The sequence below is a fragment of the Marinobacter sp. UBA5687 genome, from assembly GCF_002420325.1.
Lineage (GTDB): Bacteria > Pseudomonadota > Gammaproteobacteria > Pseudomonadales > Oleiphilaceae > Marinobacter > Marinobacter nauticus.
The window spans coordinates 28,227-36,040 of the sequence record NZ_DIHV01000045.1 but is presented as its reverse complement, the minus strand read 5'-3'; the positions used below and the strand labels follow the sequence as shown (position 1 = coordinate 36,040).

At 58.3% G+C, this 7,814-nt stretch carries 9 protein-coding genes; 8 read left to right on the top strand and 1 reads right to left on the bottom strand.

Translation table 11 applies throughout. The annotated features are described in order from the left end of the window. The 5 genes from B3Y70_RS04975 to B3Y70_RS04955 all read left to right on the top strand — a co-directional run. A partial coding sequence (locus B3Y70_RS04975) for an adenosylhomocysteinase (RefSeq protein WP_288589284.1) occupies nucleotides 1-288 on the top strand: 288 nt, incomplete at its 5' end. A gap of 12 nt (nucleotides 289-300) precedes the next feature. Next, nucleotides 301-1,170, top strand: a complete 870-nt coding sequence (gene metF, locus B3Y70_RS04970; RefSeq protein WP_199452466.1) for a methylenetetrahydrofolate reductase [NAD(P)H] — start codon at nucleotides 301-303, stop codon at nucleotides 1,168-1,170. Between the two features lie 205 nt (nucleotides 1,171-1,375). Further along, nucleotides 1,376-2,134, top strand: a complete 759-nt coding sequence (locus B3Y70_RS04965) for a transporter substrate-binding domain-containing protein (protein WP_023008554.1) — start codon at nucleotides 1,376-1,378, stop codon at nucleotides 2,132-2,134. A 29-nt stretch (nucleotides 2,135-2,163) separates the two neighbouring features. After that, a complete protein-coding gene (locus tag B3Y70_RS04960; protein WP_011786488.1) occupies nucleotides 2,164-2,877 on the top strand; it encodes an amino acid ABC transporter permease in 714 nt (237 codons plus the stop codon). Between the two features lie 13 nt (nucleotides 2,878-2,890). After that, on the top strand, nucleotides 2,891-3,637 hold the full coding sequence (locus tag B3Y70_RS04955; RefSeq protein WP_011786489.1) for an amino acid ABC transporter ATP-binding protein: 747 nt from the start codon (nucleotides 2,891-2,893) through the stop codon (nucleotides 3,635-3,637). Nucleotides 3,638-3,646: 9 nt separating this feature from the next. Here B3Y70_RS04955 and B3Y70_RS04950 read toward each other — a convergent pair whose 3' ends face one another. Beyond that, the gene (locus tag B3Y70_RS04950) at nucleotides 3,647-4,135 is read right to left on the bottom strand and encodes a DUF2505 domain-containing protein (RefSeq protein WP_011786490.1); all 489 of its coding nucleotides are present in this window, start codon (nucleotides 4,133-4,135) and stop codon (nucleotides 3,647-3,649) included. A gap of 200 nt (nucleotides 4,136-4,335) precedes the next feature. Here B3Y70_RS04950 and B3Y70_RS04945 point away from each other — a divergent pair, with 200 nt between their 5' ends. From B3Y70_RS04945 to B3Y70_RS04935, 3 genes are all read left to right on the top strand, one after another. After that, a complete protein-coding gene (locus tag B3Y70_RS04945; protein ID WP_286896515.1) occupies nucleotides 4,336-5,685 on the top strand; it encodes an adenosylmethionine--8-amino-7-oxononanoate transaminase in 1,350 nt (449 codons plus the stop codon). Nucleotides 5,686-5,696: 11 nt separating this feature from the next. Beyond that, entirely contained in the window at nucleotides 5,697-6,431 is a 735-nt protein-coding gene (locus B3Y70_RS04940) for a 16S rRNA (uracil(1498)-N(3))-methyltransferase (RefSeq protein WP_273031055.1), read from the top strand. 152 nt (nucleotides 6,432-6,583) lie between these two features. Then, the gene (locus B3Y70_RS04935; RefSeq protein ID WP_199452469.1) at nucleotides 6,584-7,813 is read left to right on the top strand and encodes a DUF445 domain-containing protein; all 1,230 of its coding nucleotides are present in this window, start codon (nucleotides 6,584-6,586) and stop codon (nucleotides 7,811-7,813) included. Nucleotide 7,814 lies beyond the last annotated feature (1 nt).

Here is a 7,814-nt window from a genome sequence, read left to right as displayed (position 1 = left end):
AACCTGGGCAACGCCACCGGTCACCCGTCCCGCATCATGGACGGCTCCTTTGCCAACCAGGTGCTGGCGCAGATGTATCTGTTCGAGCGCAAGTTTGCCGACCTGCCGGAAGATTCCAAGGCCAAGGGCGTTTACGTACAGGTTCTGCCCAAGCAGCTGGACGAGGAAGTGGCCCGCGCCATGGTGGAAGGCTTTGGTGGCGTGATCACCAAGATGACTCCAGACCAGGCGAAATACATCGGTGTACCGGTCGAAGGCCCGTACAAGCCGGAAAGCTACAGGTACTAATCGGACACAAACATGGAATCCCAGAAGCAATTCAAACGCCGCTTCAGTTTCGAGTTTTTCCCGCCCAAGACCGATCAGGGCAAGGAGAAGCTGCAAGCGGTGCGTAACCAGCTGGCCGAGGTGAACCCGGATTTCTTCTCGGTCACCTTCGGAGCGGGCGGTTCCACCCGGGACCGCACCATCGAGACGGTGCTGAACCTGCACCAGCAGGGCATCTCCACGGCACCGCACCTCTCCTGCGTGGGCGGTACCCGGGAAGAAATCGGTGAGCTGCTGGATGTGTATAAAGAGAACGGCATCAACCGGATCGTTGCCCTGCGTGGCGATATGCCATCGGGCATGGGCGCTTCCGGTGAACTGCGTTACGCCAACGAACTGGTGGAATTTATCCGGCAGCACAGCGGCGATCACTTCAATCTGGAAGTGGCCGCTTACCCGGAGTTTCACCCTCAGGCCCGCAACGCCGAAGATGACCTGAAGAACTTCGCACGGAAAGTACAGGCCGGTGCCAACAGCGCCATCACCCAGTACTTCTTTAATGCCGACAGCTACTTCTACTTCATCGACCGTCTGGAGCAGATGGGTGTCACCATTCCGGTGGTGCCGGGCATCATGCCCATCGTCAACTTCTCCAGCCTGGTGCGGTTCTCGGACATGTGCGGCGCGGAGATCCCGCGCTGGATCCGCAAGCAGTTGGAAGCCTACGGTGACGACACCGACAGCATCCGCAAGTTCGGTGAGGAAGTGGTCACTGAAATGTGCCAAAAACTGCTCAAGGCCGGGGCTCCAGGGTTGCACTTCTATACTCTGAACCAGGCTGAACCCAGCCTTTCCATCTGGAAGAATCTGGGCATCAGCGACCGGGAGAAAATCGCGTTCTGACACGCCTTCCCGACCGCTACAGAGAGGGGCTCCGGCCCCTCTTTCCTTTCATAACCGCCTGATTTCCTGCAAATCCTGTCTCCATAGTCTAAACTGTATCTGATGCATCCCCATCAACGCTCCCTGTGATGCACGGCCACAAAGAGTGCTTTCACAGACTGCCTTACCGGGCAGACGGGGCATAAAAAAACAGAAAGGAGAAAGCATGAGCACGAAATGGCTGAAAACACTGGGTGCTGGTCTGGCACTGTCTGTAGCCGCAACCTCAGTCAGCGCAGAGACCCTGCGCGTGGTCACCGACCCAAGCTTCGTCCCGTTTGAAATGATGGACCAGGAAACCGGAGAAATGATCGGTTTCGATATGGAGATCATTGCCGAAGTCGCCGAACGTGCAGGCTTTGATTACGACCTCAACACCATGGATTTCAACGGCATTATCCCGGCCCTGCAAACCGGCAACGTGGATATTGCCATCGCCGGCATCACCATTACCGATGAGCGCGAGGAAATCGTCGACTTCTCCGATCCTTACTACGATTCCGGTCTGCGCATCCTGGTGAGCCAGAACAACGGCGACGTTGATGAAATGTCGGACCTGGAAGGCATGAAAGTGGGCACCAAGATTGGTAGCACCAGCTATGACTTCCTGATGAAGAGCCTGGACGACAACGACGGTGTAACGCCGTACCCCGGCAGCTCCGACATGTACATGGCGCTGATGTCCGGTGCCGTTGATGCGGTTTTCTACGATGCCCCAAACGTTGGCTACTTCGCCAGCACCCGAGGCAAAGGCAAGGTCAAGACCGTCGGCCCCCTGTATGAAGGCCAGCAGTACGGTATTGCCCTGAAGAACGGCAGCAAATGGGTCGGCCCGGTTAACGAGGCCCTGGCAGAAATCAAGGAAGACGGCACCTACAAGACCATTTATGAAAAATGGTTCGGCCCCATGCCTGAAGACAAATAACCCGCCACTCGAACCGGCCGGGGCACACAATGCCCTGGCCGATTCCTCCCAACCCAACGGAGAAACACACTGTGGAATTCCAGTTTCAGTTTGACTGGCAGGCGGCCATCAATTCCATTCCCTACCTGGCCAAGGGTATTCCCTACACCCTGATGATTTCCTTCGGTGGCCTGGCCATCGGTTTTGTTCTGGGCATCGTGTTCGGCCTGCTCAGCATCAACAAGAATTGGTTCTTGCGCTGGCCCGCCACTGCCTACATCGAGATTTTCCGCGGCACCCCCATCCTGGTACAGGTGCTGTTTATCTTCTACGGCCTGCCCGACCTGGTTGGCGGCCCGATCGACCCGCTGACAGCCGGTATTGCCGCGATCGCCCTAAACTCCGGTGCCTATATCTCCGAAGTCGTCCGTGGTGGCGTGCAGTCCATTGACAAAGGCCAGACCGAAGCCGGTCTGTCTCTGGGCCTGTCACGCTCCCAGACTTTCTGGAACATTGTCTGGCCCCAGGCCTTCCGACGCATGATTCCGCCCTTGGGCAACCAGGCCATCGTCAGCATCAAGGACACCTCACTGTTCTCGGTCATCGGCGTGGGCGAACTGGTACGCCAGGGCCAGGTGTACATTGCCAATACCTTCACCGCGTTCGAGGTGTATTTTGTGGTGGCCATCATGTACCTGGCCATTACGCTGTCCCTGTCACTGATCCTGCGGCTGCTTGAGCGCCGTGGTGTAGCGTCTGCCTGAAGGAGCCCGAGCAATGACACAGATTGTAAAAATGAAGGGCATGAACAAATACTTCGGCAAACTGCATGTCCTCAAGGATATCGACCTGACCGTGGAACAGGGCGAAGTGGTGGTGATCATCGGCGCCAGTGGCTCCGGCAAATCCACCCTGATTCGTTGCGTGAATGGCCTGGAAGAATACGAATCCGGGTCGCTTGAGGTGGATAACCACCCTCTGGCCCCGAAAGGCGGGAATCAGAACAGCCTGGCGGAAATCCGCAAGGAAGTGGGCATGGTGTTCCAGCAGTTCAACCTGTTCCCGCACCTGACGGTGAAAAAGAACATCATGCTGGCGCCCATGAAGGTGAAAAGAACGGCCGAAGTGGTTGCCAACGCCACCGCCGAACGCCTGCTGGAACGTGTAGGCATCGGCAACCAGGCCGATAAATACCCCAGCCAGCTATCCGGCGGCCAGCAACAGCGGGTGGCCATCGCCCGGGCTCTGGCCATGGAACCCAGGCTGATGCTGTTCGACGAACCCACGTCAGCGCTGGACCCGGAAATGATCGGGGAAGTGCTGGATGTCATGCGGGAGCTGGCCCGAGAAGGTATGACCATGATGGTCGTCACCCATGAAATGGGCTTCGCCCGCGAGGTGGCCGACCGGGTGATCTACATTCACGAAGGCCAGATTGTCGAGGAAGGCAAACCCGACGAGGTGTTCGATAACCCTCAGAATGAGCGCACCCAGGCATTCCTGTCCCGGGTACTGGCTCACTGACCCTCGCGTTTAAAGCAACTGGCGGATGACGTCATACTCACGTTCAATCTTGGCGTGGGAGTCATCCGCCAGAAACTTCGCAATCTTCCGGCCCAGAAACGGCACCTCGCACAGCACCGAAAGGCTCACGTAGTTGATACAACGGTCGCCGTTGCCCAACAGCCGCATCGCGCCCTTGATCTTCGCCGGCACGCCGTCAATACGCACCCGAAACTCGCAGTGCCACTCGTCGTCGTCCTTGCGGAACCAGTGCTCTTCCTGCCGCACCCGGTTCCATTCCCGGTGGAAACCGGAAAGCACACCCGGCACCGGTGCCGAGGCGGTCATTTCCCGCTCGATCACCAGTTTGGCCGACATTTCGTCCTTTTTCAGCTCGGTCACCCTGAGATTGCGGGCGCCCAACTGCTCGTTTTTGTTACGTATGTGCGCCTCATCGAAGAAACGCTCGATCACCTGATCAAGCCCCCGCTCGTAGGGGTGCTCCAGATTGAGTTCCATGATTACCTCCGAACCTGTCTTACCCCTATTGTTGCGGTCGCCCGGCGTGGCAACATTGGCCGGGCGGGCAAGCAAACCGGGCAAGCAAGCCAGACCGATTGGTTCACATTCTGGCGCTGTTAAGCGATGGCCCGGGCAAGTATCATGTGAGGATTTTAACGAACCGAACAAAACCGTCCGGGAGCTGACAGGAGACAACAATGCGCAATGCCGATCTGGTCGCACGGGATCTCAAATCCGTGTGGCACCCGTGCACCCAGATGAAAGACCACGAGACCCTGCCCCTGATCCCCATCAAACGGGGCGAAGGTGTCTGGCTGGAGGACTTTGAGGGCAACCGCTACATCGACGCCGTCAGCTCCTGGTGGGTTAACCTGTTCGGCCACGCCAATCCGCGCATCAACTCTGCCATTCAGGAACAGATCGGCCAGCTCGAACATGTGATTCTGGCCGGATTCAGTCATGAGCCAGTGGTTAATCTGTCGGAGCGGCTGATCGAGGTAACGCCGGAAGGCCTGAACAAGTGTTTCTATGCCGACAATGGTTCCTCGGCCATCGAAGCCGCTCTGAAGATGAGTTACCACTACTGGAAAAACCACGGCAAACCGGGCAAGAAGAACTTCGTTAACCTCAGCAACAGCTACCATGGCGAAACCCTGGGCGCGCTGGCCCTGGGCGACGTGGCCCTGTACAAGGACACCTACCAGCCGCTGCTGATGGAAGTGCTGACCGCCCCCTCACCGGACGCCTACAACAAAGAGCCGGGCGAAACCGATGAAGAGTACGCCCTGCGCCAGTTCGAGGCCATGGACAAACTGCTGGCCGAGAAACACGACGAAATCTGCGCTGTGGTGGTGGAGCCGTTGATCCAGTGCGCCGGTGGCATGCGCATGCACCACCCGATTTACCACACCAAACTGCGGGAAGCCTGCGACCGTTACGGGGTGCACCTGATCGCGGATGAAATTGCCGTCGGCTTTGGCCGCACCGGTACTCTGTTCGCCTGTGAACAGTCTGGTATCACCCCCGATTTCATGTGCCTGTCCAAAGGCCTGACCGCAGGCTACCTGCCGTTGTCCGTGGTGCTCACCACCGACACCGTCTACAACGCCTTTTACGACGACTACGAAACCATGCGCGCCTTCCTGCACAGCCACAGCTACACCGGCAACCCCATCGGCTGCGCCGTCGCCCTGGCCACGCTCGACATTTTCCGGGATGAGAACGTCATCGAAAACAACCGCCAGCTGTCCCGCTGTATGGCCGAGTCCGTTGCCCATCTGGCCGACCACCCGAACGTGGGCGACATCCGCCAGCACGGCATGACCATGGCCATTGAAATGGTTAAAGACAAAGCCAGCAAAACCCCGTTCCCCTGGCAGGAGCGCCGTGGCATCAGAGTGTATAAGCATTCACTCACCCGCCAGGCCTTGCTGCGCCCCCTGGGTAACGTGCTGTACTTCATGCCGCCCTACGTGATCACCGAAGAACAGATTCGCCATCTGGCTCAGGTGGCCACCGAAGGCATCGAAATCGCGGTCAAGGACTGAGAACCGCCGCCATGAGAATCCCGCGCATCTTCACCGACAGCCCCCTGGCTGTCGGCGGCCAGTGCCAGCTGGACGACAACGCCGCCAACCATGTGGGCCGGGTCCTGCGCATGCAGGCAGGCCAGGCACTTCAGCTCTTCAACGGTGACGGCCAGGACTACCGCGCCACCATTACCGAAGCCGGAAAAAAGCACGTGCAGGTGGAAGTCCAGGAAGCCGCTGAAAACGAAACAGAATCGCCCCTCAGAGTAGTACTGGCACAGACCCTGTCCAAGGGCGACCGCATGGACTACGCCGTACAAAAAGCAGTGGAAATGGGCGTGAGCGAAATCGTGCCGCTGACCACCGAACGCTGCGACGTCAAACTCAAAGGCGACCGGGAAGACAAACGCCTTCGGCACTGGCAACAGGTTGCCATCAGCGCCGCCGAACAGTGCGGCCGTGCCCGGGTTCCAGACATACAGCCGGTTATGACCGTGCAACAGTGGCTGGAACACGCCCGGGCCTGTGACTTGCGCCTGGTGCTACACCATCGCACCGAACGGTCCCTGAACACCCTCGAAAAGCCCTCCAGCATCGCCCTGATGATCGGCCCCGAAGGCGGCCTGACCGCTGAAGAAATTGCCCTGGCCGAGGACAACGGTTTTCTGCCCGTTGCCCTGGGCCCCCGGGTACTGCGCACCGAAACTGCACCCGTTGCCGCCATCGCCCTGTGTCAGTGGCTCTGGGGGGATATCGGCGCCTGAGACAGGCGGGTGACTATTCATGGCGTCACGTCCTGGCATCCCAGTCATTGACAGAGCTGTCAGTGAACAACATTATCTTGTCTGACAAAAAGTGGGCGGGAATGCCACCTTGGATGGGCGCCTGCACCCAAGAAAACAATTAAGAGCCCAGGATGATAAACCTACTTACCAATCCGGAATTTTGGCAATACCTCAGCATCCCCGTGATCGCCGCCCTCATCGGCTGGAGCACCAACTGGCTCGCCATCAAAATGACCTTCTACCCTCTGGAGTTCATCGGCAAGCCGCCGCTTCTGGGCTGGCAGGGCATTATCCCCTCCAAAGCCCGCAAAATGGCCGCCAAAAGCGTGGATGCCACCATCGCCAAAATCGGTACCGTTCAGGAAATCTTCGAACAGATCGACCCCAAAGTCCTGGCCGCCCACATCATCTACACCGTCGATCCGCGCATTGAAGAATATGTCGACGAACTTATGCTGCGGGAATACCCCACCTTCTGGGAAAACCTGCCGGCCTCGGCCCGCAAAATGGTCTACGACCGGGTACGCAAATCCACCCCACAACTGGTCGACAACCTGGTCGAAGACATCTCAGACAACATTGAAGACCTGCTCGACATCAAAGGCATGGTCATCGAACGCCTGGCCCGGGATAAAAAGCTGCTCAACCGGATATTTCTGGAGTGTGGCGACGTGGAGTTCCGCTTCATCATCAATTCCGGCCTCTACTTCGGCTTTCTGTTCGGCATCATCCAGATGGGCGTGTGGTACCTGTACCCGGCCATCTGGGTGTTGCCTCTGTTCGGGCTCCTTGTGGGCTGGGCCACCAACTGGATTGCACTGAATGTGATCTTCCGGCCCCTGCACGAACACAAGGTCGGCCCGCTGCGAATCCAGGGCCTGTTCCTCAAGCGCCAGCCGGAAGTGGCGGAATCCTTCTGTCATATCGTGACCCACGAGATACTGACCGTGGGCAACATCATCAACGCCATCCTCGAAGGGCCCAAAGGTGACCGCGCCCGCAACATGGTAAAAAAACACATCAAACCGCTGGTGGATGAAACCGCAGGCATGGGCAAGGCCCTGACCCAGATGGCATTCGGCCCCACCGGCTTTGCCACCCTGAAAAACCAGGTGGGCGAAAAAGCCATCGCGATATCCCAGAGTTCCTTCAACAACCCCGTGTTCGAGCGAGACCGTGCCCGGGCGGTGGAGTCCATCATGGTGGAGCGGATGAATGCCCTGTCTTCGGAAGAATTCCAGGATCTGCTGCGCCCGTGCTTCCAGGAAGACGAGATCAAACTGATCCTGGTGGGCGCCTTCCTGGGTCTGGTGGCCGGTGTGTGCCAACTGGTCTTTGTCTTTGGCGAGTCCTTTTCCTGAT

Bases quoted from the DNA above. Each gene is read 5' to 3' on its own strand.
- metF (WP_199452466.1), top strand. From the start codon at position 301: ATGGAATCCCAGAAGCAATTCAAACGCCGCTTCAGTTTCGAGTTTTTC.
- B3Y70_RS04965 (WP_023008554.1), top strand. From the start codon at position 1,376: ATGAGCACGAAATGGCTGAAAACACTGGGTGCTGGTCTGGCACTGTCT.
- B3Y70_RS04960 (WP_011786488.1), top strand. From the start codon at position 2,164: ATGCCCTGGCCGATTCCTCCCAACCCAACGGAGAAACACACTGTGGAA.
- B3Y70_RS04955 (WP_011786489.1), top strand. From the start codon at position 2,891: ATGACACAGATTGTAAAAATGAAGGGCATGAACAAATACTTCGGCAAA.
- B3Y70_RS04950 (WP_011786490.1), bottom strand. From the start codon at position 4,135: ATGGAACTCAATCTGGAGCACCCCTACGAGCGGGGGCTTGATCAGGTG.
- B3Y70_RS04945 (WP_286896515.1), top strand. From the start codon at position 4,336: ATGCGCAATGCCGATCTGGTCGCACGGGATCTCAAATCCGTGTGGCAC.
- B3Y70_RS04940 (WP_273031055.1), top strand. From the start codon at position 5,697: ATGAGAATCCCGCGCATCTTCACCGACAGCCCCCTGGCTGTCGGCGGC.
- B3Y70_RS04935 (WP_199452469.1), top strand. From the start codon at position 6,584: ATGATAAACCTACTTACCAATCCGGAATTTTGGCAATACCTCAGCATC.